This window comes from Thiocystis violascens DSM 198 (assembly GCF_000227745.2).
Lineage (GTDB): Bacteria > Pseudomonadota > Gammaproteobacteria > Chromatiales > Chromatiaceae > Chromatium > Chromatium violascens.
The window spans coordinates 2,270,802-2,295,842 of record NC_018012.1; the positions used below are offsets into that span (position 1 = coordinate 2,270,802).

Genomic DNA, 25,041 nt, shown 5'->3' on the forward strand with positions numbered 1-25,041 from the left:
GCCTCAGCCCTCCGCCGCGCGCCCGCGCTGCGGGAAGAGCCCGCGCGGACGTTTCTGGATGAACAAAATGATGAAGACCAGCACCAGGATCTTGGCCAGCACCGCGCCGGCCCAGGGTTCCATCAATTTGTTGGCCACGCCCAGACTCATGCCGGCGACCAGGGTGCCCCAGAGATTACCGACCCCACCGAAAACCACGACCATGAAGGAATCGATGATGTAAGCCTGTCCCATGTTGGGACCGACATTGGTGAGCTGGGACAGGGCCACGCCCGCCACCCCGGCGATCCCGGCGCCCAGACCGAAGGTGAGTGCGTCCACGCGCTCCGAGCGCACCCCCATGGCGCGCGCCATGGCGCGATTCTGCGAGACGGCGCGCACCTCCAGCCCCAGCGCGGTGCGCTTCAGGATGAGCAGGAGCGCGGCGAAGACCAGCAGGGCGAAGAGCAGGATGAAGAGCCGGTTGTAGGTCAGGGCCAGCGCCGGATTGATCGACCAGGCGCCGCTCATCCAGCTCGGGTTCTGGACCACGACATTCTGAGCGGAGATGAGGGTTCGCACGAGTTGCTGGAGGATGAGGCTGATGCCGAAGGTCGCCAGCAGCGTCTCCAGCGGCCGACCGTAAAGAAACCGGATCACGGTTCGCTCGATGGCGATGCCGAACAGCCCCGAGACGATGAAGGCCGCCGGGATGGCCAGAAACAGCGAGTAATCGATCCAACCCGGCAGCGCCGACTGGACCAGATAGGCGGTATAGGCGCCGAGCATCATAAGCTCACCGTGGGCCATGTTGATCACGCCCATGACACCGAAGGTGATGGCCAGCCCGATGGCCGCCAGCACCAGCACCGAGCCCAGACTGAGTCCAAAGAAGAGGGTTTCGGCGCGAGCGTTCCAGGCCAGCCGCTGTTCGATTCCGGTCAGGGTCTTGGCGGCGGCCTTGCGAACCTCGGGATCGGGGTCGGATTCGGCGACCGGGCGCAGGGCATTGCGCGCCTCGGGGTAGAGACTGTCCTCCAGGGCGGCGACGGCCTCAAGCCGGGTCGAGGGTTCCGATGAGCCTAGACGCGCTACCGCCAGGGCCAGGGTAATGGCCGCGCGGACCTCCGCGTCCTGCTCGCGCTCCAGTTGGGCGCTCAGGGCCGCGACCGCCGCCGGACTGGTGTCGCCGCGCATCTCGCGCGCGGCACTCAGGCGTTCCGCCGGGTCCGGGCTGCTCAGACGGCGTGACGCGATGGCAACCCGCAGCGCCACCCGCATCGCGTTGTTGAGGATGATTTTCTTGGCCGCTCCAGGAGTGGCCTCGCCGAGGTCGGCGCCCGTCAGGGGATCGGTGAGTCGTCGTCCGGCACTCGTGGCAAGTCCCAGAACCACCGACGGGGTCTGGGTTCGGGTGTAGAGATCTCCGGCGGCAAGCGCGACCAGGATGTTCAGCGCCCGCTCGTCCGGGCTGGCCGCGATTGACTCGATCGCCGCTTGTTTGACCGCAAAGGATCGGTCGGCCAGACGCGGCAGCGTCTCTTCGAGCGTTTCCGCCACCGTGTCTCCCGCCGGTATCAGGCAGGCCAGCCAAAGCAGCAGGCTTGCGATGATGGGAGCGCCGTGGCGAGTGCCTGGAGATGAAAACGACATGGATTTCCTCGCTGGCGAGAGCGCTGCGTGGCCGCGCGCGGTGGGGAAAAGGGTACGCGATGCGTCACTGCCATGAAGTTAAGCCGTTCGTGGTGAGGCCATCGAACCATGAGCGGCTTAACGCTCAGGCAGTCGTCGGTGCGCGATGCGTACCCTTGTATCTACGGAGCGGACGCCCCCAGACAAGTCTTGGTCAGGGTGTTGTAGTTGCCGCATTTGATCGGCGTGGTCCAGTCGGCCTCCAGATCCTTGGAGCCCGGCAGGTAATCCGACCAGGCGTCGCCCGGCACCGTGCCCTCGGTCTCCCAGACCACCGCGAACTGGCCGTCGTCCTGGATCTCGCCGATCAGCACCGGTTTGGTGATGTGATGATTGGGGAGCATCTTGGCGATGCCGCCGGTGAGATTGGGGGTCTCAAGCCCGATGATCGCCTGCTCGACCTTGTCGGTGTCGGTCGTGCCCGCCTTCTCGACCGCCTGCACCCAGAGATTGAAGCCGATGTAATGGGCCTCCATGGGGTCGTTGGTGACGCGCTTGGGGTTCTTGATGAAGTCATGCCAGGTCTGGATGAAGGCGGCGTTCTCGGGGGTATCGACGCTCATGAAATAGTTCCAGGCCGCCAGATGGCCGACCAGCGGCTTGGTGTCGATGCCCGACAGCTCTTCCTCGCCGACCGAGAAGGCCACCACCGGGATGTTCTCGGCCGAGATACCCTGGTTGCCCAATTCCTTGTAGAAGGGCACGTTGGCGTCGCCATTGATGGTGGAGACCACGGCGGTCTTCTTGCCCGCCGAGCCGAACTTCTTGATGTCGCTGACGATCGACTGCCAGTCGGAGTGACCGAAGGGGGTGTAGTTGATCAGGATGTCCGCGTCGGCCACGCCCTTCAGCTTGAGATAAGCCTCAAGGATCTTGTTCGTGGTACGAGGATAGACGTAGTCGGTACCCGCCAGCACCCAGCGCTTCACGCCCAGATCCATCAGATAGTCGACCGCCGGGATCGCCTGCTGATTGGGCGCGGCACCGGTGTAGAAGACGTTCTTGGAGGATTCCTCGCCCTCGTACTGGACCGGATAGAAGAGCAGCCCGTTCAGCTCCTCGAAGACAGGCAGGACGGATTTGCGCGATACCGAGGTCCAGCAACCGAAGACCGCGGCCACCTTGTCCTTCTCCAGCAGCTCGCGCGCCTTCTCGGCGAACAGCGGCCAGTTCGAGGCCGGATCGACGACGACCGCCTCCAGTTTTTTGCCGAGCAGTCCGCCCTTCTTATTCTGCTCGTCGACCAGCATCAGGATGGTGTCCTTGAGGGTCGTTTCGCTGATGGCCATGGTGCCCGAGAGTGAGTGCAGCACACCAATCTTGATGGTGTCCTCGGCGGCCTGTCCGGGGACGGCGAGCCCAAGTCCCAGAGCCAGCCCGGAGCCGAGCACGAATTGCCTGATCAAACCGCTGTTTCGCATCGATGTAACCCCATAGTGGCGAATCATGGAAGAAAACCGCCAGCGTGACGGTCGATTCGCTTTCAAGCAGATATCAAGCCAAATATTTTATTTGGTTATTTTTACGACAGCCTCCTCAGCCTGCGGCCATAAATGCCCGAACATCGAACTCACGCCAACCTTTTTCAGCACCAATGGCTTGGAATGAAGGGTCACAAAGCGGAACGAGCGATCATGCGCAATTCGGCCTGGACGCACCGTCATAGTGCAAGCCGTCCGATCTGGCGCACGCATTAAGAATGCAGGGGTTCCGTAAGGTGACGGCGGAGGCGAAGGGCTTTGTCCTGAGCGGAGTCGAAGGGCTTTTATGGATGCCGCAAAGTCCGTACCATGCGTGGAACCATTCCATACCCTTACAAGACGCGTGCCCATCCCAGGCACGCGCCAGCAACATCCGGAGTAGCCGCATGATTAAATTCACCACCAGCCATGGCGATATCCTCGTCGAACTGGACGCCGAAAAGGCACCCAAGACCTGTGCCAACTTCGAGCAGTATGTCAGCGACGGTCATTATGACGGCACCATTTTCCACCGTGTCATCGATGGCTTCATGGTCCAGGGCGGCGGCATGACCCCGGATTTCATCCCCAAGCCGACCCGCGCGCCGGTCGAGAACGAGGCGAAGAACGGTCTCAAGAATCTGACCGGAACGCTCGCGATGGCGCGCACCATGGATCCGCATTCAGCCACCTCGCAGTTTTTCATCAATGTGGCCGACAACGGTTTCCTGGACTATCCCGGTCAGGACGGCTGGGGCTACTGCGTCTTCGGGCGCGTGGTCGAGGGGATGGAGCATGTCGAGGCCATCAAGGGCGTGAGCACCGGCACCCGCAATGGCCACCAGGACGTACCGGTCGAGGATGTCGTCATCGAACAGGCCGAGATCGTCGATTAAACCCGCAAGCCCCGCATAAATATCTCAGCGGACAGACACCCGGATCAGTCGCGGGAGGCGCTGCACGCCCTGTTGCAGACCGCGCAGGCGCGCCTCATGCGCAATCCCGAACAGGCGGCCGCTGACTTCAGCGCCGCGCTGCATCAGGACGCACCCGATTCCGTGCCCACGTCGCAGCAGCGGGTTCAGCTCGGACTCTGTCTGGGATTGGCGCACTATGCGCTGAACCAGATTCCCCAGTGCCTGACCGCCACCCGTCCGGCGCTGCAATTGGCGGCCACGCTGCCCTGGCCATCTCAGGCCCCGCCGGTTCCCGGCCACTTCGATGCCACACAGGCTCAGGCATTGCTCGAACGCCTGCTCGTCGCCCTCTGCGCCGCCGGCATCCACGCCTTCGCCGCCTTTGGCACCTTGCTTGGGCTGGTGCGGGAGGGCCGCTTGTTGGCCAACGATAAAGACCTCGACGTTATCGTGCCCATCACCGACTTCGAGCGGACCCTCGCCCTGCTGCCCACTCTGGGCTGGCAACCGGCCTGGATCCCGCTCAATGCCAGCAATTTCCGCGCCTTCGTCCATCGCGAAACCGGCGTCACGCTTGATATCCTCGGCTATACCTTCGACGCCCAGCGCCACAAGGTCATCGGCGGCTGGTGGCCGACCGGCCGGCCGATCGCCGAGGGCCGAGTGCTGGAATTCTCCGACTTCACGCTGGTGCGGCGCCAAAGCGCCTCGGGGCCATTCTGGACGCCGCAGGCACCCGAAACCCTACTCGCGGAGATGTACGGCCCCGGCTGGCGTCAGCCCGACCCGGACTACGAAGGCTATCTCGGTGCGCCGGCGCTAGTGAATTTCACCGACTTCACCCGTGCCATCGGTTATCTGCGCCTGCTCGAGGCCTGGCTCGGCGGTCATCGGACACGCGTCGACCGCTTGCTCGACAGCCTGACGCGCCGCGACCCCCGGGATCCGATCCTGCCCGCCTGGCGTGGGCCAGGCGCGCCATCGCCGCCCGCCATCCGGATCGGCGGCACCGTCGGCTGCTTCGATCTGCTGCATGTGGGCCACCTGCGCTTTCTGCAAGCCGCCCGCAAGGGCTGCGCGACGCTCAAGGTGGGCGTTTGCACCGATCGCGGGGCCTGGCGCAGCAAGCAATGCCGCCCGACCATCCCGCAGGAACAGCGCCTGGAACTGATCCGTGGCCTGGCCTGCGTCGACGACGCCTGTCTGTTCGAGGGCACCCTGGCCGAGACCCGGGCCGCCGCCGACTGGATCGAAGCCTGGGGCGTGGACGGCCTGTTCGTCAGCGAGGACTGGGCCGGCTCGCCGCGCTGGCTGGCGCTGGAGCCGCTGCTCGGCGCGCGCGGCATCCGCTGCGTCTGGCTGCCATATACGGGGGGCGTTTCCAGTACCCTGATCCGCGCGCAACTCAAGACCGCCGACCGGCCCGACGCTGTGGCCTGCATCGCGCGGCCTGAACCCGGCGCTTGACGAAGCCATCGCCAAGGTTTACCTCTGGCTCCCACGCTCCAGCGTGGGAGCAAGTCCCGACGCTCCAGCGTCGCGTCATCATCCGCACCGCCAGAGCGGTGCAACGGCATTCCCACGCCGGAGCGTGGGAGCGAGTCAAAATCTGCTTCGACCCCACGTGCTGGCCGCCCGTGCCGGGCGCTATCCTGGAGGCTCATCATGACGCACCTCGCCACCCTCTATCAGACCGACTATGCCCAATGGGCACAGCGCAACGCCGAACTGCTGCGCGCGCGCCGCTTCGAGGAGCAATTGATCATCTCCGCGCTGGCAAGCGCTTGGGATGATGGTCGCGATCTCGCCATCCGCGAGACCGGTCTCGATCCCGATCCCGATCGATTCCCGGAGGACATCCTCTACCGTCTGGAACAGTCGTTCGACCCCGATTCCTGGCCCCCAGCATCAAGCCCCTCGCCCTTTGGTAAAGCACCGCCGTTTCGGCGTTATATTTGATTTAACCGGCATCGCTGACCCCTAACAACCCTGCTCATCTGTGGAGTTCCTTCCATGACCGCCGCCCGCCTGCCGTCCGACTCCGTTTCCACCACGCTCAACTCCGCCTATCAGGTGTTGCGCGAGGCCGATCCCAGCCAAAACTCCGGGCGGCGCGAGGTCGTCTTCATCGACACCAGCTTGGTCGACTGGGAGGTGTTGGCCAAGGGCGTCCGTCTTGGGGTGGAGGTGGTGCTGCTGGATGGCAGCCAGGACGGGCTGGCGCAGATGGCTGCGTGGGCAGAGGGCAAGAGCGGCTATGACGCGATTCATCTGCTGAGCCACGGCGCGGTGGGTCAGGTGCGGCTGGGCACGGCGACCCTGGACAACGCGGCGTTATCAGCCCGTGCGGCGGAACTGACGGCGCTGGGCGCGGCGCTCACCGAGGCGGGCGATGTGCTGCTGTACGGCTGCAATGTGGCCGCCGGGCAGGCCGGGGTGGATTTTGTGCAGAAGCTGGCGCGTGCGACTGGGGCGGATGTGGCGGCGTCGGAGGATGCGACGGGGGCGGCGAACAAAGGTGGGGATTGGTTTTTGGAATCCGCTACTGGTTTAATCGGCCAGCCCAGTATTGAAGAGAAAGAATACGATGGAGTATTGCCAGCAACTACGCTTTCGGCAGGGGATATTGCTGTCGTGGGCATGAATGCTGACTCAGGCACTTATGCACAATACTGGGCTTTTGTACCGTTGGTTAATATTGGTAGCGGAACGGTAATTCATTTTACTGATGTTGGTATAGATACTAACGGTGCTTTTATCACAGTCAATGCAACGGAATACCATTTAACTTGGAGGTAGTGCCCCAATCTATAGGATCTAAAATCTGACTGGATTTATTCAAACATGAATCACTGCCCAACTTGCAACACCACCAAGATCGTGAAGAATGGATTTAATGCAACCGGAAAGCAAAACCATCTTTGTCGGGAATGTGGCCGTCAATTCGTGATTGACCCCTTAGTTTCAGCGATTTCTGAAGAGACCAAATCGCTGATCGATCGACTGCTTCTTGAACGGATTGCGCTTGCTGGTATCGCGCGTGTTGCAAATGTCTCTGAATCCTGGTTGCAAATCTATGTCAATCAAAAATACGAGGGCGTTCCGCGCCAATTAAACGTGCCAAAGTTGTCTGATTTTCGACTGGTTGTCGAGTGCGACGAACTGTGGTCATTTGTTTTGAAAAAAGATGAAAAACAATGGGTTTGGATCGCGAAAGATCGTGACTCTGGATATGTTGTCGGACTTTATATCGGATCTCGTGGCATTAAGGGTGCGCAAGGATTATGGAATTCATTGCCACGCGATTATCAAGAATTGGCCGATTTCTACACCGATTTTTGGGAAGCTTATCAATCCGTTTTTCCAGAATTCCGTCATTACGCTGTCGGTAAGGAATCGGGAAAGACAAATCATATCGAACGATACAACTGCACACTCAGGCAACGTATTTCCAGGCTCGTACGAAAAGCACTTTCTTTCTCAAAAAAGCTTGAGAACCATATTGGAGCTATTTGGCATTTTGTCCATCATTATAATAGCACTCTCTCAGTTAAAGCTCATTCGTGAAATCATATAGAGAAGGGCACTACCAACTTGGACTGTTCCAAGTGATATTGCCGCAGGGGTAGTGCCCCAATCTATAGGATCTAAAATCTGACTGGATTTATTCAAACATGAATCACTGCCCAACTTGCAACACCACCAAGATCGTGAAGAATGGATTTAATGCAACCGGAAAGCAAAACCATCTTTGTCGGGAATGTGGCCGTCAATTCGTGATTGACCCCTTAGTTTCAGCGATTTCTGAAGAGACCAAATCGCTGATCGATCGACTGCTTCTTGAACGGATTGCGCTTGCTGGTATCGCGCGTGTTGCAAATGTCTCTGAATCCTGGTTGCAAATCTATGTCAATCAAAAATACGAGGGCGTTCCGCGCCAATTAAACGTGCCAAAGTTGTCTGATTTTCGACTGGTTGTCGAGTGCGACGAACTGTGGTCATTTGTTTTGAAAAAAGATGAAAAACAATGGGTTTGGATCGCGAAAGATCGTGACTCTGGATATGTTGTCGGACTTTATATCGGATCTCGTGGCATTAAGGGTGCGCAAGGATTATGGAATTCATTGCCACGCGATTATCAAGAATTGGCCGATTTCTACACCGATTTTTGGGAAGCTTATCAATCCGTTTTTCCAGAATTCCGTCATTACGCTGTCGGTAAGGAATCGGGAAAGACAAATCATATCGAACGATACAACTGCACACTCAGGCAACGTATTTCCAGGCTCGTACGAAAAGCACTTTCTTTCTCAAAAAAGCTTGAGAACCATATTGGAGCTATTTGGCATTTTGTCCATCATTATAATAGCACTCTCTCAGTTAAAGCTCATTCGTGAAATCATATAGAGAAGGGCACTACCGCCGCAGGAACTCTTATTGTTGCCAATGCCAGTGATATTCAAGGCCATTCGGGAGAGACGGGGCAAATCGGTGGCTTCTCGACAGCGGGCGACCAAATCATCGTTTATCAAGGAACAGCGGGAAATGCAACCGGTGCGACTTTTGTGTACGGATTCAACGACGCGGCTGCAGTCTCATATTCACAGAAAGGTACATGGAACAACACAGGAACTGGTCCGCAGAACTCTCAACTGCCTCCTGGTCTAACCAATGGAACTTCGGCTGTCGCATTAACCAATACGCTAGCATCTACTTCTGACGGTACTAGTGGTTCGGGGGCTGTTTATGGTTTTGATAATATGCGATACAACGGTATAACCACGGGTACAAAAGCTCAGTTATTAGCAGCTATAGGCGACCCTGCGAATTGGATTGGTGATAATACAACGCCTTATGATTTATCACTGATTGGTAATTTTACATTTCCCGTAGCCGACACCACCGCCCCCACCTTCGACGAGGCGCCGGCCACATCGGACGTGCAGCAGACCACGGTCGACCTATCGGCCAGCATCGATGAGGGCGGCACGGTCTACTACGTCGTGGTGGCCGATGGCGCCACCGCCCCGACTTCGGCACAGGTGGTCGCGGGGACGACCTACAGCGGCGTCACCATTGTCGCCAGCGGCAACCAGGCGGTCGGCTCGTCGCCGTTCACCGCCAGCTTCGACAACATCGCCGGCCTGTCCGCCGGCACCGCCTACGACATCTATGTCGTCGCGCAGGATGACGAGGGCACGCCCAACCTGATGGCAACTGCCACAAAAGTGGATGTTACGACAGTCGGCAGTCCACCTATTTTTTCATCTGATGGTGCCGTCAATTTTGCTGAAAATGTTGCAGGCACAGTTTACGATGCCGAGCTCAGCAGCTCTAATGGGACAGTCACTTTCTCATTAAGCGGTGTGGATGCATCAAAATTTAATCTCGACACAAGCACTGGCGTTTTGACATTCAAGGGTGCACCAGATTTTGAGCAACCCACCGACACCGGAACCAATAATGTCTATGACGTTATTATTCGTGCCACAGACGATAATGGCTTCACTGATCAAGCAGTCGCCATTACCGTAACTAATGAGAGTGATGTCAATTTTGCATCGGCAGACGATGCATCTATTGCCAGTAATTCACTAACAAAATCTGTTACTGCTGGACGAACGGCGAATATCACCTTTTCTGCGGCATCTTATTTTGATTACTATGCACCCAATGAAAATGCGGGATTCCCAGGTGGGATATATGCATACTCTGGAACTGATTCTGAGCAAGAGCTCATAATTGCTGTTCAGAGTGGTTATACCTTCGACTTGACAAGTTTCAAGTTTGCGCCTGACTTTTCACAAAATACGGATTCGGTCAAGGTGCGCTTCACATCCGGGGGAAGTAGTTATGAGGATACTTATGCCTTGTCATCTGATGGGCAATCGGGATATTACAATCTAATTATCCCAAGTACCCATGCCGTTAATGATGTCACTGAAGTTCGCATCTGGGCTTTGGCTTATGGTGAATTTCAAGATTTTGAAATTGCGGATATCAAATCTGCCTCCAACACCGCCTTTTTGACCTTCGAGACTGGCAACGGCACGCTCTCCGGCGTCGACACGAACAGCGCGACCTTTGCGCACACAGCGTCCAGCTCAGATTTCACGATCGTGGCCGCCGCCAGCGAAGTGAAGCTGTCGTCGGTTCTTGGTGATGCGACGGCGAGAGACGGTGCCGAGGGGCTGTATTTCGGCGATTCGGCACGGGAGACCGCCGTTACCGTCTCCATTGAATCCGGCAAGGCGTTCGATCTGGTGTCGTTCCTGCTCAGCAACCAGAACGGCAACGGTTTGGAGACCTTCACGATCACGACGAACAAAGGTGGCTCCTTCACCGTCGATGCCGGCACCTCCCTGGCGGCGGTTACGGCGACGGCGCCGGACACGGCGGCCTTCCAAGGCATCACCAGCTTCACGGTGACCGCGCCCACCGGCGGCGCGTTCATGGAACTGGATCATTTCGAGCTTGCCAACATCAGCACGTCAGCCGCCGACACCACCCCGCCCACCATCGACGGCGCCGCTTCCAACCCTCTCAACGACGCCACCGGCGTGGCGGTGACCGGTGACATCGTCGTCGACTTCAGCGAGAACGTGCAGTTCGGCAGCAGCGGCATCATCACCCTGCGCAACGTCTCCACGAGCGAGGATGTGGAGACGTTCAACGTCGCGACCGTGTCGAGCGGGACCGTCACCGGGTCTGGCGGCTCCACGATGACGATCAGCGCCGACAAGCTGACTATCAACACGAGCGGCAACCTGCTGGCCGGCACCCAATACAGCGTGCGGTTTTCTGCAGGCTCCATCGTCGATACCGCCACCTCGCCCAATCTGCTCGCCGCCATCAGCGACGACACCACCTACAACTTCACCACCGCCGCGCCCACCGTCAGCCTCTCGGTGAACAACGCCAGCATCGCGGAAGCGGCAGGTACCAGCACCGTCACCGCCACCCTGAGCGCCGCCGCCTCGACCGACACTCAGGTCACGCTCACCCCGTCCGGCACGGCGACCGACGGCGGCACCGACTACAGCCTCTCCAGCACCAGCATCACCATCGCCGCCGGCGATACCACCGGCACCGCGACCGTCACCGCCGTGCAGGATGCGCTGTATGAAGCCGATGAAACCGTCATCCTCGACATCACCGGCGTGTCGGGCGGCGGCGGGGCGACGGAGAACGGGGCGCAGCAGCAGACGATCACCATCACCGACGACGATCCCTCCCCCACCCTCTCCATCGCCGATGTCAGCCAGAACGAGGGCAACAGCGGCACCTCCAACATGACCTTCACGGTCAGCTTGAGCGCCGCGTCGGGCCAGACGGTGTCGGTCGACTACGCCACCTCCAACGGCACGGCGACGAGCGGCGTCGACTATGTCGCCGCCAGCGGCACCCTGACCTTCGCCCCCGGCGAAACCAGCAAGACCTTCGACGTCACCATCGCCGGCGACACGACGACGGAGTCGGACGAAACCTTCACCGTCACCCTGTCGAACGCCAGCAACGCCACCATCGCCGACGCCACGGCCACCGGCACGATCACCAATGATGACGTGCCCAATCCGACCATCACTTCCGCCACCTATAATGTCGCAACCGGCACGCTGGTGGTGAACGGCACCGACTTCCCTGCCTTGGCCGGGGCCAACAACGACATCGACGTGTCGCTTTTGGCGATCCGCGGCGAAGGTGGGATGAGCAGCCTCTATACCTTGACCGACACGCCGGATGTCGAAATCACCAGCGCGACAAGCTTCAGCGTCGTGTTGAGCGCCACCGACCGGAATGCCATCGACCTCATCACCGGCAAGAACGGGACGAACTCGAAGAACGGTAGCCTCTATCAGTTGAACGCATCCGACAACTGGGCGGCGGGCGCCAGTGCCGCAGCGAACATTGTCGATAGCGGCAATGTCGTTACCGTTTCCAACGTGCCGGTGCCGGCGATCACCTCGGCCACCTACAATGCCACCACCGGCGTGCTGACGGTGGCCGGAACCGGCTTTGTTCGGCAGTCGGGAGGCCCCAACGATATCGACGTCCACATGCTGACCGTCACCGGCGGCAATGGCGGCACCCGGACCCTGGTCGATTCGATCGATGTGGAGGTGACCAACACCACCAGCTTCACCCTGACGCTCGGCACCAATGACAAGGCCGCGGTCGATGCCCTGCTGAACCTGAACGGTACCAGCAGCGCGCAGAACACCACCTATAATCTGGCGGCGGCTGAAGACTGGTCCCTCGGCTCCGACACGGCCGTGAACGTTGCCGATCTGACGGGCAACGGCATCACCGTGTCGGGCGTCCCCAACGCCGCCCCCACCTTCACCGCTCTGAACGGCGGCAACACCTTCACCGAGGCCGGGGCCGCGGTGGTGATCGACGGCGACGTCACGGTGGCCGATACCGAACTGGACGCGCTGGATTCGGGCGCCGGCGATTACAACGGCGCCTCCCTGACCATCGTCCGCAACGGCGGCGCCAATGCTCAGGACGTGTTCGGCAGCAGCGGCAATCTCGGTGCCTTGACCGAAAGCGGAAACCTGACCTTCAACAGCACCACCGTCGGCACGGTGACCACCCATTCCAGCGGCACGCTGGGGCTCACCTTCAACGGCAACGCCACCTCGGCGATCGTCGACTCCGTGCTGCAGGCCATCACCTACAGCAACTCGTCCGACGCGCCGCCGGCCAGCGTGACGCTGGACTGGACCTTCAACGACGGCACTACCAGCACCGGCACCAACCAGGCGTCGGTCAACATCATCGGGGTCAACGACGCGCCGACCGCCATCTCTCCCACCTCCGGCAGCGTCAATACCTTCGACAGCACTAACGCCACCGTGGCGACGCTGGCGGCGACCGACGCCGACCACGCCGCCTGGACCTTCTCGATCCAGTCGGTCACCCTGGGTGCGAACTCCGTCATCAACACCAACGGCGCGGTGTTCGATCTGGGGACGGACGGGTCGGAAAGCACGGCGGGCGCCGTCGCCAGCGCGAACTTGCGTGCGGTCAACCCGAGCGGCCTCGCCGCCGGCACCTACACGGTGACGGTGCGGGCGGATGATGGGGAAACGGGCGGCACCTTCGATCAGGCGGTCACGATCACCGTCTCGAACGATCTGGTGGTGACGACGACGACCATCGACTCCGATGCGCCCTCCAACTACGCCGCCGACGCGGCCGACGGCAGCGGCCTGGATTTGCGGGAGGCCCTCGCTTACGCCAACGCCGCCACCGGCCCGATCACCGTCCGCTTCGCCGACACGCTATCCGGCACCATCACCCTGGGCGGCGCCTATGCGGTGCGCGACGGCGTGAGCCTCGCCATGGACAGCGACACCAACAACCGCACGATCACCCTCACCGGGCAATCGTTCGCGCTGGACGGTGCCTTCGGCATGAGCGTGGCGACCGGCGACACCCTGACCATCGATTCCAATCTGGCCGACGACGGCAGCGTCACCTCTGCGCTGACCAAGACCGGGGACGGCAAGCTAACGTTGGGCGGCACCAACAACACCGCCGGCACCGGGCTGAACACCCTCACGGCGAGCGCCGGCACGTTGCAGATCATCGCCGCCACCAACCTCGGCACCGACGGCGTGACCTTGAGCGGCGGCGTCACCTTCGCCACCGTCGGCAACACGCTCGAAGCCACAAACACATTCGCGATCGAGACCGGCGGCGCAACCTTCAACCAGACCGGCAGCGGGCACCTGACGCTTTCTAGTCAAGTTTCCGGGAGCGCGCTGCTGACCAAGAGCGGCGGCGGCAGCATGACCCTATCGAACGACAACGATTCGTTTGACGGCGGCGTGACGCTGAACAATGGCACGCTTAATGCACAGTCAGCAAACGAGAGTCTCGGATATGCGGGGACGGTGACGTTGAACGGCGGCACGCTCGTCATCAGCAACGACACGACCTTCACGAACAACATCGCGGTCAACGGCGATGCGACCATTTCCAACAGTGCCGCCGTCGAGCTGTCCGGGGTGATCTCCGGGTCGGAGGCGCTGACCAAGTCGGGGGCCGGCGTGCTCACCCTGTCGGCGACCAACACCCACACCGGCGCCGTGACGGTGTCGGCGGGGACCTTGGCGCTCTCCGGCGGCGCGTCGATCGGGGACTCGGCGGCGGTGACGGTGGACAGCGGCGCGACCTTGTCGCTGACCGGCGGCGCCGAGACCATCGGCTCGCTGACCGGGGCCGGAACCGTCTCCTTGAGCTACGCGCTGACCATGGGCGGCAACAACGCCGACACCACGTTCTCCGGCGTGATTTCGTCGACCAACACCAGCGGCATCGTCAAGACCGGCACCGGCACGCTGACGCTGACCGGCAACAACACGTACACCGGCTCGACCACGGTGTCGGCGGGCGAATTGACGCTCAACCGGTCGGGCGGGGCGTTGGCCGACACCACGGCGGTGACGGTGGCGAGCGGGGCGACGCTGACGGTGTCGCAGAACGACACGGTCGGGTCGATCGCCGGGGCCGGCACGATCACGTTGGGCGGCAACGCCCTGACCGCCGGCGGCAACGACCAGAACACGGCGTTCTCCGGCACGATCAGCAGCGGCGGCGGCGTCCTCACCAAAACCGGAACCGGCACGCTGGCGCTGTCGGGCGCCAACACGATCGGCGAAATCTACCTCACCGGCGGAACGCTGGAGATCGGATCGACGGAGGCGCTCGGCAGCGCCTACGTCGAATACCAACTAGGAACCACGCTCGGCTTCGCCACGACTGGCACCTTCACCAACCATTTCCAGCAGAGCAACGGGGCGGGCACCATCGCGGTGGACACGGGCGTGACCGCGACCATCAGCACCCTGACGGGCTTCAACGGCTTCACCAAGACCGGCACCGGCACGCTGGCCCTCGCCACCGGCGGGAGCCCCGATCCCGGCGCCACCACGGTGTCGGCCGGCACCCTGCTGCTGACCGGCGGCGGCACCTACGACGGTGCCATCACGGTGAACAGTGGCGCAACGCTGGCGGGGTCCGCCACGCTCTACAACACGCTGACCATCGACGCGGGCGGCATCCTCGCCCCCGGCGCCACGGCCAGCGGCGCGGGCGATCTGGGCAGCGGCCATCTCAGCCTGACCAGCGGCGCCACCCTGGCCATCGAACTCGGCGGCACCGCCGCCAGCACGGGCTACGATCAGCTCGACGTCACCGGCAGCGTCACGCTCGACGGCGCGACCCTGGATCTGTCGCTCATCAACGGCTTCACCCCAGCGGGTAACAGCTTCATCCTGATCGACAACGACGGTAGCGATGCGATCAGCGGCACCTTCAACGGATTCGCCGAGGGCGCGAGCCTGACCGTCGGCGCTTCCTCCTTCACAATTTCCTACGCTGGCGGTACAGACAACAATGATGTGGTCCTGACGGCGGCAGCCAATCAGGTGCCGGTCATCAACAGTCCCGGCGGAGGCGCCTCCGCCTCGCTCAGTGTCGCCGAGAACACCACGGCCGTGACCACCGTCGCCGCCACCGATGGCGATAGCGACACGATCTCCTACAGCCTCGGCGGCGGCGCCGATGCCGGCAAGTTCAGCATCGACGCGAACTCGGGCGCGCTGACCTTCGTCACCGCCCCCGACTTCGAGGCCCCGACCGACATCGGCGACACGACTGGCAATAACACCTACGTCGTCGAGGTTCGGGCCAGCGACGGCAATGGCGGCATCGATACTCAGACCCTAACGGTGACGGTGACCGATGTCGGCGAGGGCGGCGGCGGGGGCGGTAATCCTCCCCCGCCTCCCCCGCCTCCCCCGCCTCCCGAGCCCGAGCCCGAGCCCGAGCCAGAACCCGAGCCAGAACCCGAGCCCGACATCCCGCCCATCGAGGACTGGGAAGACCTGCCCGATGACGATGGCGACGGCGTTCCCGAAGTGGTCGAGGATTTCGTGCCGCCGCTCGAAACAGGCGGCGTTGCCGGGGATGGCAATGGCGACGGACTATTGGATAGGTTTCAGGAGAACGTCGCCTCGGTACCGATCCGCAACACCGATCAGGTGTCCGAGAACCCCGATGCCCCGCTGGTTTTCGTCACCCTGGTCGGCGGGGCGAGCGCGGATGCACCCACGCCGGACACTGGCGTGCGCATCACTGCCCTGCGCCAACTCGGCGCCCCGCTGGACAAGCCGGCGGATATTTTGATGCCGCTCGGCCTGATCGGTTTCGACGCCAGCCTGGAAACCGGGCAGACCCAGGCCGCCTTCAGCCTCTACATCGACGGCGAGATCCCGGTCAACGGCTTCTGGAAACAGGACGCCGCGGGCGATTGGGTCAATCTGGCCAGCGCCGCCTTTGGCGGACAGACCGTCAGCGACGGCAGCAAGACCCGGCTGGATTTCGTCATTGAGGACGGCGGACCCTTCGATCAGGATGGCCTCGTCAACGGCCAGATTCTCGATCCCGGCGCGCCGGGCTGCGGTCCCGACTCGATCGACTACCTCGGGCGCCACGTCGCCCCGCATTCGACCTTTAATGAGCAAGCGTATCTGGCCCGTTACGCCGATGTCGCGGTCGCGATCGCCAAGGGACACTTCGTCAGTGGCGAGCAGCACTATGTCTGGTTCGGCGAATCCGAGGGCCGCCTGCCGAATGACGTCTTCAACCCCCGGGGCTATCTCTGCGCCAATCCCGACGTGCTCAAGGCGGTGAGCGAGGGGGTGCATTTCAGCACCGCGCTCCAGCACTACGAACTGTTCGGCGCTGGCGAGCGGCGCCAACCGGGGGCGGACGCCTTCGACGAGGCGTCCTACCGCTCGGTCAATGAGGATGTGGAGGCCGCCATCGAGGCAGGGCATTTCAGTAGTGGCTATCAGCACTACATCCTGTTTGGCGCCGCTGAAGGCCGCGACCCCGGGATTGGCGGCGCCTTGGTGTTGGCCACCGCCGCGCTCACCGCGCCCGATAACGGTGACGGTCTGATGCTGCTCGGTCAGTCACCGCTTGAGATGGATCTCGTGGACTGAGCGCGAGCGTTGGGTGCCGTGGGCTTCGCCCGTGAGAACGGCGATCGGGAACCACGTTCCGTCGCCGGAGGGGTTTTAGCTGGAGGTGAGATGAAAAGGATGCGTTTGCGCGCGGGTTGCCGAGAGGCGGATGTCGTCATCGAACAGGCCGAGATCGTCGATTAAACCCGGAAGCGGGCGATCTGCCGCTTGAGATTCAGAGCCATGGCCTCGAGCCGATTGGCGGTGTCCGCCGTGCCCCGGATCGTGACCGTGGTGTCCTCGACCATCCGCGCGATCTGATCCACATGCCGGGCGATGGAGTTCGACGCGGAGGCCTGCTCGCGGGTGGTGTCGGCCACCTCGTGGATCCGCTTCAGGGTGTAGCCGGCTCCGTCCTCGATCGTCCGCAGGGATTCGGATGCGGAGTTGGCCAGTGTCACGCCGACCTCCAGTTCCGGCAGGGCCTTGTTCATCGCCTCGACCGCGCCTGTGGTGTCGCTTTGAATGCCCACGATCATCTGCTCGATCTCCATGGTCGCGGTGGAGGTGCGTTCGGCCAGTTTTCGGACTTCGTCGGCCACCACCGCGAAGCCGCGACCCTGCTCCCCCGCGCGCGCCGCCTCGATGGCGGCATTGAGCGCGAGCAGATTGGTCTGGCCCGCGATTCCCTTGATGACGCCCGCGATGGATGAGATCTGGTTGGCGCGGCCTTCCAGCACGCGGATGCGATCCGAGGCGTCCGTCATGGTCATCGCGATGGTCTGAATGGCATGGCTCGCCTGATCGGCGCGCTCGCGTCCCTGGCTGGCCAGTTCCATGGCGTTGCTTGAATTGCTCTCGGTTTCGCGGGCATTCTCGGAGATATGCGAGGAACTGACGGTGAGCTGTTCGATGGCGGCGGCCATCGACGAGGTGGCATCCGATTGCTGGCTGGCGGCGGCGGACACCTCGCTGGAGGCGCGCTTGATCTCGGCGGCATCGCTGACGAGGGAGTCGGCTTCGCTGTCGATCTCGATCACCAGTGCGCGCAGCGAGGCGATCATGGTGCCCAGCGAGTCCAGCAGGCTGTCCGGCGGCGGATCGCCCACCGAGACGGCGAGATCGCCCTGCGCGACCTGCCGCATGGTCGCTTGCGCCGCGGCCGGTTCCCCGCCAAGTTGAGCCAGCACGCTGTTGCCGATCAGCCATCCCAACAGACCCAGCCCGATCAGCAGCGCGCCCGAGAGACCGCCGAGGAGGATGGCGACGGCGCGATACTGTCTGTCGATGTCGTCGATATAGATGCCGGTGCCGATCACCCAGTCCCAGGGGGCGAAGAGCGCGCTATAGGACAGCTTGGGCTCGGCCTGCCGTTGTCCGGCGCGGGGGAACCGGTAGTCGACGAAGCCGCCGCCCTGGCGGGCGGTCGTGACGAGTTCCTGGATCAGGTATTTGCCGTCGGAGTCTTGCAGATCTTTCTTGTTCTGTCCTTCGAATTCAGGTTTGGACGGATACAGCACATAAACGTGATTGGTATCGAAAATAAAATAGTAGTCGTTCTCGGCATAGCGAATCTCGCGCAGACTCTCCCGCGCGGCCTGTTGCGCCTCCTGCTCGGACAGCTTGCCTTCCTGTGCGAGTCGATGGTAGTGGGCGAGGATGCCGATTCCGACCTCGACCAGGTTGTGGGTCTTGTCCTTGCGGTCCTCCAGCATGTTTTCCTTCAATTGAAACAGTGAGACGAGTCCGATCGCCAGCATGCCCAGCAGCATCAGGGCGGCCAGCAGACGGATGCGGGTTGCGACTTTCAAGTACTTGAAAAACATGGATTCTCCAAAGTTTTACAAAAAACAGGATAAACCGCATCCAGCAACAGAGAATTTGATTGAGAGCGAAAATGGATCGCGAAAACAGTGGTTATACAGCAATGCTTGCATTCTAAACCGCGTTCCGGGACATGACGCACGCTATTTCCGTCGAGATCGGGGTTGCTTGCGATGAATCGCCTCCGCGCACGCAAGCGAAACCGCCGGGGGACGGGCGGTTTCGCCCGCCAGGTTAGCCGAAAGCCCCCTTGGACCGCGCTTCCTGACCGCAAAAGTCGCCATGCCGCGGGGGTTCCGGCTAGACTCGCGTTCTTGCCATCCCTGGAGCCGACCTTGAGCCTCATCCACTCGCCAACCTTCCCCGACTTTACCCGCGCGCGCATTCTGGTGGCGGGCGACCTCATGCTCGACCGCTACTGGAGCGGCGCGACCCGACGCATTTCGCCGGAGGCGCCGGTGCCGGTGGTGCAGGTCGACCGGGTTGAGGAGCGGCCCGGCGGCGCGGCCAATGTCGCGCTCAATCTGGCCGCGCTCGGGGTGCGTACCGCGCTCGTCGGCATCACGGGCGCGGACGAGGCGGCGGATCTCCTGGCCGAGCGGCTCGCCGGCGTGGGGATTACGGCACGACTGCACCGGCGCGCCGATGTGCCGACCGTCACCAAGCTGCGGGTTCTGAGCCACCATCAGCAGTTGATCCGGCTCGACTTCGAGCAATCGCTCGCGCCCCGCGACGGGGACGCGGATCCGCTGCCGGCGCTGCTCGCGGAACGGCTCGCCGACGTCGATCTGCTGCTGCTGTCGGACTATGCCAAGGGAACGCTGGCGGATCCGCAAGCCCTGATCGCGCTGGCCAGGACCGCGGGGATCCCGGTCCTGGTCGACCCCAAGGGGCGGGATTTCGCCCGTTATCGGGGCGCGACACTCCTCACCCCCAACCGGGGCGAGTTGGAGGAGATCGTTGGGGTCTGTAGAGACGACGTGGCGCTGATCGAAAAAGGTCAGCGGCTGCGTGTCGAACTCGATCTGGATGCCCTGCTGGTAACGCTGGGCGAACGCGGCATGCTGCTGCTGCGTCCGTCGGCGGAGGCGCTGCATCTGCCGACCCAGGCGCGTGAGGTCTTCGACGTGACCGGCGCCGGCGATACCGTGATCGCGACCCTGGCCGCCGCGCTGGGCGCCGGGGTGGATCTCGCCGAAGCTTGCGCGCTGGCCAATTGCGCGGCGGGCCTCGCGGTCGGCAAGCTGGGGACCGCCACCGTGAGCGCCCCGGAACTGGAGCGGGCCTATCGCGGGACCGAATGGCAGACCGTTCTGGAGCAGGACGCGCTGGTCGCGGCGGTCGCGACCGCCCGCGCGCGCGGCGAACGGGTAGTGATGACCAACGGCTGTTTCGACATCCTGCACGAGGGCCATGTCGCCTATCTTCAGCAGGCTCGGCGTCTCGGCGACCGACTCGTGGTTGCCGTGAACGACGATGACTCGGTGCGCCGGCTCAAGGGCGACGGTCGACCCATCAATGGCGTCGAACAGCGTATGGCGGTGCTGGCCGGGTTGGCCTCGGTGGACTGGGTCTGCGCCTTCGGCGAGGAGACCCCGGCGGCACTCATCTGCCGGGTCAAGCCGGATCTGTTGGTCAAGGGCGGCGATTATCGGCCCGACGACATCGCTGGCGCGGACTGCGTGCGCGCCAACGGGGGCGAGGTGCGAGTCCTCGATTTTCTGCCAGGGCGCTCCACCAGCCGGATCCTCGGAGCCATTCGCAAAGCCAAACGCCAACCCTCGCTTTCATAAGGAAACCGCATGAATCCTTTCGCCTCTCTGAACGTCTCGCAGCGTCTTTATCTAATGTGCGGCATCACCATGCTGTTCAGTCTGGCCCTGTATGCCCTGCTGATGCTGTCGCTCAACGAATTTGAACGGATGCCGCTCTCCGACCAGGATACCGGGGCGCCGGTTTCCGCCCAGCCCCTCGCCGACGGGCGTCACCCTGGCGAGACGCCGAACGACGCTATGCGCCGATACGCGCGTCTGGCGAGCACGGTGAACACGGTCATGCCGATCTACGTGGCGCTCCTGACCCTGATCCTGCTGGCCATCGCGCGCTCCATCGCCCGACCGCTCGATGAGTTGATGACGGCGCTTGCCGCGAGCGATGGCGAACTGAAGCGCCGCCTCCCGGTTCGGGATCGTCATGAGTTCGGGCGCGTGGCGCAAGCCTTCCGTGACGTCACCGACAGCCTCCAGCCAGTGATCGCGCGTATCCACCATCACAGCTCCGATGCCGTGAGCGCCGCTTTTCACCTGGAGAACGACTCGGAAGAGACGCAGGCGCGGGTGGCGCAATCCGCCGATCAGATCGCGGCCGTGGCCGCCGCCAGCGAGGAGATGACGGCGACCACCGAGAGCATCGCCCAGAGTTGCAGTCATGCGGTCGAATGCTCCCGCGAGGCCAGCCGGATCGCTTCCCAAGGGGCCGACGTGGTGCAGCGCACGATCGGCACCATGCATGCCATCGCCAGGATGGTCCAGGAGTCCGCCGAGACGGTGCGCGATCTCGGGGCGCGTTCCGATCAGATCGGCGCCATCGTCGGGGCCATCCAGGCGATCGCCAACCAGACCAACCTGCTGGCCCTCAATGCGGCGATCGAAGCCGCGCGCGCGGGCGAGCAGGGACGCGGCTTCGCGGTGGTGGCCGACGAGGTGCGCGCACTGGCGGAACGCACCAACCGCGCGACCCGCGAGATCGGCGAGATGATCCAGGCGACTCAGCAGGACACGAGTCGGGCGGTCGCGTCCATGCATCAGGGGGTGAGCGAGGCGGAACAGGGCTCCGCCGAGGCCGCCCGCTCGGGCGACGCGCTGAAAGCGATTCTGGAGAGTGCCGGCGCGGTGTCCCTGGAGATCGAGCAGATCGCGACCGCCGCCGAGGAGCTGGCCGCGACCAACAACGAGGTCACCAGTAATCTTCAGCGGATCAGCGAACTGACCCAGGTTTCGCTGGACCAGTCCAGACGCACCGAGGCGACGGCTGGTCAGATGATGGATATCTTCAAGGAATTGCAGGCGTCGCTGGGGCAATTCCATCATGACGAGAATCTGAGTGCCGTCCTGCACAGGGCCAAGATCGCGCATTTGGTTTTTGTCCGCGCGATCAAGCAGCATCTTCGCGGAACCGGTCACCTGGATGTTCAGGCGCTGCCCACGCATCGCACCTGCGCCTTCGGCATCTGGTATGCCAGCGCCGGCCTGGAACGTTTCCAGGGGCATCCAGCGTTCGTGGAGATCGACTCACATCACCAACGGGTGCACGTTCTCAGCAAGCAGGCGGCTCAGGCCCATCTGGCCGGACAACGGGAAGAAGCGGAACGCTATTACCATGCAATGGTTGAGGCATCGGCCCGGTTGCAGGTTCTGTTGGACCGGTTGAACGAGTGATGGTGTCGCGCTTCGTCCGCCCGTCTCCAACCGCGGCACTCATCCTCTACACCCTGCTGTTACGCCTGGCGCTTCCGCTGGCGCTGGCGCGGCTTTACTGGCGCGGTCTGCGCGTGCCTGCCTACCGGCATCGCGTCGGCGAGCGGCTGGCCTGGGGTGCCCCCGCACCGCGCGCCGGAATCTGGATTCATGCCGTCTCGGTCGGCGAGGTCCAGGCCGCCGAGCCGCTGATCCGGTCTCTGCTCGAACGCGCCCCCTCCCGCCGGATTCTGGTCACAACCACCACTCCGACCGGGGCGGCACGTCTGCGCGCGCTGTTCGGGGACGCCGTTTCGCATCGCTATACGCCCTTCGACCTACCCGGCATCCTGGAACGCTTTCTCGATCGGATACGACCACGACTGGCGATCGTCATGGAGACCGAAATCTGGCCCAACACCCTGAACCTCTGCGCGCGTCGGGGGATTCCGGTGGTGCTGGCGAACGCCCGTCTGTCGGAACGCTCGGCGCGCGGCTACGCCCGGCTCGCCGGTCTGACCCGTGCGACCCTGGAGCGCTTCGCGTTGATCGCAGCCCAGGCAGACGCGGACGCGCAACGCTTCATCGCACTCGGAGCCAATCCGCGACGGGTGCGCGTCATGGGTAGCATCAAGTTCGATCTGAGCCAGCCCGCCGATCTGCCCGCGCGGGCGCGGGAAATGCGTCGGCTGTGGTGCGAACGCCGTCCGGTCTGGGTCGCGGCCAGCACCCACGAGGGCGAGGACGGGCCGTTGCTGGAGGCGCATCGGCGCGTGCTGGAGCGGATTCCGAACGCGCTCCTGGTGCTGGTGCCGCGTCACCCCGAGCGTTTCGAGCACGTCGCCGCGCTGGTCGAGCGGCACGGACTGTCCCTGGTCCGGCGCAGCCGTCATGACGCCTGTCGGGACGAAACCGCCGTGTTTCTCGGCGACACCATGGGCGAGTTGCCGATCTTTCTGGCCGCCGGAGATGCGGCCTTTATTGGCGGCAGTCTGGTGCCGACTGGCGGTCACAACCCGCTGGAGGCCGCCGCCGCGGGTGTGCCGGTGGCGACCGGGCCGCACACCTTCAACTTCGCGGCGATCATGGATCTGCTGGTGCGCGAGGGCGCGGCCGCGCGGATCGAGAGCGCGGATGCCCTGGCCGATCTCCTGATCGAATGGCTGACGGATGCGGAACGGCGGGCGAACATCGGCGCGCGGGGCCAACGTGTGATAGCGCGCAACCGGGGCGCGCTGGTGCGACTGATCGACCTGATCGAGGGGGTGGTCGGGAAATCCCCAGATTCTGGCGATCCCCCTCAAGCGATTATTTGAAGAGCGACCAGACCTCGCGGAACTGCGCGTCGGTCGAATCGCCGATCCACTCGAAACCGACCGATTCGGTACAGACGACCTGAATGCCGCAAGCGCGCATGCGTTCGAGCACGTTTGCCTTATAGGACGGCTTGCGCGAGATGATGCCATCGGCGGGTACGAAGACCTGATACCCCCAGCGCTGTAGGCCGGAGACGGTCTGCGCGATGCAGATATGAGCCTCCATACCGACGACAATCAATTGCCGGCGCTCCGGATGCGCGGAGATATTGCGCTCGAAACCGGGCGCGGTGCAGCAGGAAAAAGCGGTCTTCTCGGTCGGTACGGCCGCCTCCGGCATGTTGACGCCAATCGCCTCGATGACAGGGCCGAGCCCCTTGGAGTTGTGCTGGGTGGCGATGACCGGGATCCCGAGGATCTTGGCCGCGGTCACCAGCCGGTTGATATTGTCGACGACCAGATCCAGCTCATCCTGGGGCATGGCGGCGGCGAGCCGCTCCTGGGCGTCGATGATCAAGAGTTGCGACAAGGTCCGCTGACACAGCGGCATCTGGGCCTGATGGGTGCTCATTGGGAAAGTCCTCGGATACGTTATTTTTAGATGTCCCGCATGGGGTCGTTGGAGTTTGCGCTATTCCCCCTAACAGGATCAAGGATTCCTCAAATCGCGCGAGGAGTTGGAACGTCTCAATCGGTTACTTGGCGGCTGCGGGTGTCGAACCCGCGGAGTTGGAGTCTGGTACATGACCCTAACAATCCCGAAGACAGGCTTTCGACCGGGAGGTCGAAAACCTGTCTTCAGTTGGTGAGCGCCTTCTGGATGGCGTCCAGATCCAGCGTCTCCAGATACTGCTCGACCGCCTTGGGATCCTGAAGCCCGCTGCCCTTGCCCTGGATCACGAGACGGTTGCCGACCATGACGGTGATCTCGTAGGCGTCGCTGTCGGCGGCATGTTCGAGCATGCCGCGATTACCCTTGAGCGAATAGGTTTTCATGTCCTGGTTCGCCTGCATCACGAAGGGCATGGACATCGCCATGGTCAGCATCGGCATCATGGGCGAGTCCGCCATCAGACTCAGGGTGACCTCCGCGCCATCCTCCCGGAAATAGCGCCGGCTCAGGGTGGTTCCGGTAATCATCGCCGCCATCCCGCCGGACTGGGATTCGCCACTATCGGCCTGCCAGCCGGCCAGCGGCTCGGGCAGCAACTTCAGAAGACCGACCGTCATCTGTTCCTGAATCTTGGCGATCGCGAAATTGAGCGTCTCCACCGCCGTGCGCAGCTCGCCGGATTCATAGGCTTTGGTCGCGCTCTCCAGTTGGTCGGTGACGTCATCGGCACGGACCGCGCCGCTGAGAGTCAGCGCGGCGGCTAAGGCGAGAAGGGTGTGTCTGCCTGTCATCATGGTCTTGCTAC

General features: G+C 62.7%; 15 protein-coding genes. 10 read left to right on the forward strand and 5 right to left on the reverse strand.

Annotated features, from left to right (window positions below; all coding sequences use genetic code 11):
• Positions 1–3: 3 nt before the first annotated feature.
• Complete coding sequence (urtB, locus tag THIVI_RS10085; RefSeq protein ID WP_014778498.1) at positions 4–1,632, reverse strand: urea ABC transporter permease subunit UrtB; 1,629 nt, start codon at positions 1,630–1,632, stop codon at positions 4–6.
• Positions 1,633–1,793: 161 nt separating this feature from the next.
• On the reverse strand, positions 1,794–3,092 hold the full coding sequence (urtA, locus tag THIVI_RS10090) for an urea ABC transporter substrate-binding protein (RefSeq protein ID WP_041446935.1): 1,299 nt from the start codon (positions 3,090–3,092) through the stop codon (positions 1,794–1,796).
• Positions 3,093–3,538: 446 nt separating this feature from the next.
• On the opposite strand from urtA, the gene THIVI_RS10095 reads away from it, so the two are divergent.
• The 7 genes from THIVI_RS10095 (at position 3,539) to THIVI_RS26055 (ending at position 17,067) form a co-directional block, all read left to right on the forward strand.
• Positions 3,539–4,027, forward strand: a complete 489-nt coding sequence (locus tag THIVI_RS10095; protein WP_014778500.1) for a peptidylprolyl isomerase — start codon at positions 3,539–3,541, stop codon at positions 4,025–4,027.
• A gap of 96 nt (positions 4,028–4,123) precedes the next feature.
• Positions 4,124–5,515 (forward strand): FAD synthase family protein, encoded by a 1,392-nt coding sequence (locus THIVI_RS22750; protein ID WP_014778501.1) that lies wholly within the window; start codon positions 4,124–4,126, stop codon positions 5,513–5,515.
• A 198-nt stretch (positions 5,516–5,713) separates the two neighbouring features.
• Positions 5,714–6,007, forward strand: a complete 294-nt coding sequence (locus tag THIVI_RS25725; protein WP_014778502.1) for a hypothetical protein — start codon at positions 5,714–5,716, stop codon at positions 6,005–6,007.
• A gap of 54 nt (positions 6,008–6,061) precedes the next feature.
• On the forward strand, positions 6,062–6,847 hold the full coding sequence (locus THIVI_RS10110) for a DUF4347 domain-containing protein (protein ID WP_014778503.1): 786 nt from the start codon (positions 6,062–6,064) through the stop codon (positions 6,845–6,847).
• Between the two features lie 45 nt (positions 6,848–6,892).
• The gene (locus THIVI_RS23650) at positions 6,893–7,615 is read left to right on the forward strand and encodes an IS1 family transposase (RefSeq protein ID WP_014776653.1); all 723 of its coding nucleotides are present in this window, start codon (positions 6,893–6,895) and stop codon (positions 7,613–7,615) included.
• A 107-nt stretch (positions 7,616–7,722) separates the two neighbouring features.
• A complete protein-coding gene (locus THIVI_RS23655; protein WP_014776653.1) occupies positions 7,723–8,445 on the forward strand; it encodes an IS1 family transposase in 723 nt (240 codons plus the stop codon).
• Positions 8,446–8,988: 543 nt separating this feature from the next.
• Positions 8,989–17,067, forward strand: coding sequence for a beta strand repeat-containing protein (locus THIVI_RS26055; RefSeq protein ID WP_217160980.1), 8,079 nt, complete (start codon positions 8,989–8,991; stop codon positions 17,065–17,067).
• 161 nt (positions 17,068–17,228) lie between these two features.
• On the opposite strand, the gene THIVI_RS10135 is transcribed toward THIVI_RS26055, so the two are convergent.
• Positions 17,229–18,854, reverse strand: coding sequence for a methyl-accepting chemotaxis protein (locus THIVI_RS10135; RefSeq protein WP_014778505.1), 1,626 nt, complete (start codon positions 18,852–18,854; stop codon positions 17,229–17,231).
• Between the two features lie 333 nt (positions 18,855–19,187).
• On the opposite strand from THIVI_RS10135, the gene hldE reads away from it, so the two are divergent.
• The 3 genes from hldE to waaA are packed head-to-tail and all read left to right on the forward strand — an operon-like array spanning position 19,188 to position 23,623.
• A complete protein-coding gene (gene hldE / locus THIVI_RS10140) occupies positions 19,188–20,645 on the forward strand; it encodes a bifunctional D-glycero-beta-D-manno-heptose-7-phosphate kinase/D-glycero-beta-D-manno-heptose 1-phosphate adenylyltransferase HldE (RefSeq protein WP_014778506.1) in 1,458 nt (485 codons plus the stop codon).
• 9 nt (positions 20,646–20,654) lie between these two features.
• Positions 20,655–22,289 carry a methyl-accepting chemotaxis protein gene (locus THIVI_RS10145; protein ID WP_014778507.1) on the forward strand — a complete coding sequence of 545 codons (1,635 nt, stop codon included), beginning with the start codon at positions 20,655–20,657 and terminating at the stop codon, positions 22,287–22,289.
• Positions 22,289–23,623 (forward strand): lipid IV(A) 3-deoxy-D-manno-octulosonic acid transferase, encoded by a 1,335-nt coding sequence (gene waaA / locus THIVI_RS10150; protein ID WP_014778508.1) that lies wholly within the window; start codon positions 22,289–22,291, stop codon positions 23,621–23,623. Before THIVI_RS10145 ends, waaA begins: the two co-directional genes overlap by 1 nt.
• On the opposite strand, the gene THIVI_RS10155 is transcribed toward waaA, so the two are convergent.
• Both THIVI_RS10155 and THIVI_RS10160 read right to left on the reverse strand, forming a co-directional pair.
• The gene (locus THIVI_RS10155; protein ID WP_014778509.1) at positions 23,616–24,194 is read right to left on the reverse strand and encodes an isochorismatase family protein; all 579 of its coding nucleotides are present in this window, start codon (positions 24,192–24,194) and stop codon (positions 23,616–23,618) included. The genes waaA and THIVI_RS10155 overlap by 8 nt on opposite strands.
• Positions 24,195–24,421: 227 nt before the next feature.
• Complete coding sequence (locus THIVI_RS10160; protein WP_014778510.1) at positions 24,422–25,030, reverse strand: hypothetical protein; 609 nt, start codon at positions 25,028–25,030, stop codon at positions 24,422–24,424.
• Positions 25,031–25,041 lie beyond the last annotated feature (11 nt).

What these genes read in the sequence shown, in the direction of transcription:
- urtB (WP_014778498.1), bottom strand. Translation starts at nt 1,632, where the DNA reads ATGTCGTTTTCATCTCCAGGCACTCGCCACGGCGCTCCCATCATCGCA.
- urtA (WP_041446935.1), bottom strand. Translation starts at nt 3,092, where the DNA reads ATGCGAAACAGCGGTTTGATCAGGCAATTCGTGCTCGGCTCCGGGCTG.
- THIVI_RS10095 (WP_014778500.1), top strand. Translation starts at nt 3,539, where the DNA reads ATGATTAAATTCACCACCAGCCATGGCGATATCCTCGTCGAACTGGAC.
- THIVI_RS22750 (WP_014778501.1), top strand. Translation starts at nt 4,124, where the DNA reads ATGCGCAATCCCGAACAGGCGGCCGCTGACTTCAGCGCCGCGCTGCAT.
- THIVI_RS25725 (WP_014778502.1), top strand. Translation starts at nt 5,714, where the DNA reads ATGACGCACCTCGCCACCCTCTATCAGACCGACTATGCCCAATGGGCA.
- THIVI_RS10110 (WP_014778503.1), top strand. Translation starts at nt 6,062, where the DNA reads ATGACCGCCGCCCGCCTGCCGTCCGACTCCGTTTCCACCACGCTCAAC.
- THIVI_RS23650 (WP_014776653.1), top strand. Translation starts at nt 6,893, where the DNA reads ATGAATCACTGCCCAACTTGCAACACCACCAAGATCGTGAAGAATGGA.
- THIVI_RS23655 (WP_014776653.1), top strand. Translation starts at nt 7,723, where the DNA reads ATGAATCACTGCCCAACTTGCAACACCACCAAGATCGTGAAGAATGGA.
- THIVI_RS10135 (WP_014778505.1), bottom strand. Translation starts at nt 18,854, where the DNA reads ATGTTTTTCAAGTACTTGAAAGTCGCAACCCGCATCCGTCTGCTGGCC.
- THIVI_RS10145 (WP_014778507.1), top strand. Translation starts at nt 20,655, where the DNA reads ATGAATCCTTTCGCCTCTCTGAACGTCTCGCAGCGTCTTTATCTAATG.
- waaA (WP_014778508.1), top strand. Translation starts at nt 22,289, where the DNA reads ATGGTGTCGCGCTTCGTCCGCCCGTCTCCAACCGCGGCACTCATCCTC.
- THIVI_RS10155 (WP_014778509.1), bottom strand. Translation starts at nt 24,194, where the DNA reads ATGAGCACCCATCAGGCCCAGATGCCGCTGTGTCAGCGGACCTTGTCG.
- THIVI_RS10160 (WP_014778510.1), bottom strand. Translation starts at nt 25,030, where the DNA reads ATGATGACAGGCAGACACACCCTTCTCGCCTTAGCCGCCGCGCTGACT.